This window comes from Clostridioides sp. GD02377, assembly GCF_045899875.1.
Taxonomy (GTDB): Bacteria; Bacillota; Clostridia; order Peptostreptococcales; family Peptostreptococcaceae; genus Clostridioides; species Clostridioides difficile_A.
The window spans coordinates 1-1,235 of the sequence record NZ_JBJODA010000055.1 but is presented as its reverse complement, the minus strand read 5'-3'; the positions used below and the strand labels follow the sequence as shown (position 1 = coordinate 1,235).

The window sequence follows — 1,235 nt, the reverse complement described above, 5'->3', positions numbered from 1 at the left end:
AACAAGTAATCCAATGCAAATTGCATTTGGAACTATAGAAAGTGTTAATCCTTTGATAGTTAAGATAGAGCAAAAAGCATCTTTTGAAGAATTTTTTTTAATACAAACAGATACATTTAAAAGATATGCTGATAAAAAAATAGGAGACAAATTGGTTTTAATAAGAATGCAAGGAGGGCAACAATACTTGATTTTAGATAGGATGTGATGAAGTGATACCAACAGACACTATTGACTATGATATTGAAGATGTATCAATTATAAATTTCAATGTAAGGCAAGAACCAAGTAAAACATTTAAACTGAATATGGAGAGAAATAAAGTAGATGGTATTTGTGATGATGTTGAGGCATTAAAACAGACCATCTTTTTGATTTTGAATACTGAAAGATATGAGCACCTTATTTATTCTCGGAATTATGGGGTCGAGTTGAACGACCTTATCGGAGAACCTGTCTCATATGTAATACCCGAACTTGAAAGACGAATCAAAGAAGCACTAATTCAAGATGATAGAATTGAAAATGTAGATAATTTTGAGTTTGAAAATCAAAAAGGAAAGTTCCAGTGTAAATTTATTGTCCATACCAAATATGGAAATATCAAAGCAGAGAAGGTGGTGAGTATTTAGTGTTTGAATTAATGACATTTGAAAATATAATTAAAAGAATGTTAGATAGTGTACCTGACACGTTTGACAAGCGAGAGGGTTCTATAATATATAATGCCTTGGCACCAGTCGCTATCGAATTGACAGAGACATACATTGCCATGGATGAAATGTTAGACCAAACATTTGTAGATACTGCTAGTTACTATTATTTAGAAAAAAGATGCAAAGAGCGAGGAATCACAACTTTACCAGCCACTAATACAATTGCAAAAGGAGTCTTTAATATAGATATTCCTCTTGATTCAAGATTCAATCTAGGAGAATACAATTATATTGCAACTGAAAGGATTAGTGAAGGTATATATAAGATGAAATGTGAAACTGCTGGACCTGTATTTGAGTTGGGACAATTAATACCTATCGAATATATAGATAGTCTTGAAACTGCTGAGTTAACTGAGATACTAATTAATGGAGAAGATGAAGAAAGTGAAGATAGTTTGAGACAAAGATACTATGATAGTTTAAACTCACAAAGTTTCGGTGGGAATATACAAAACTATAAGGATGAAGTTAATAAATTGCCTGATGTTGGAGGAGTTAAGGTTTATCCTGTTTGGA

General features: G+C 31.7%; 3 protein-coding genes. All 3 read left to right on the top strand.

Annotated features, from left to right (window positions below):
- Nucleotides 1-208: DUF2577 family protein (locus Q3304_RS20670; RefSeq protein WP_407815483.1), on the top strand; the 208-nt coding region annotated here is incomplete at its 5' end.
- A gap of 4 nt (nt 209-212) precedes the next feature.
- Nucleotides 213-632, top strand: a complete 420-nt coding sequence (locus Q3304_RS20665) for a DUF2634 domain-containing protein (protein ID WP_407815087.1) — start codon at nt 213-215, stop codon at nt 630-632.
- Nucleotides 632-1,235: baseplate J/gp47 family protein (locus tag Q3304_RS20660; RefSeq protein WP_407815086.1), on the top strand; the 604-nt coding region annotated here is incomplete at its 3' end. The genes Q3304_RS20665 and Q3304_RS20660, both read left to right, overlap by 1 nt.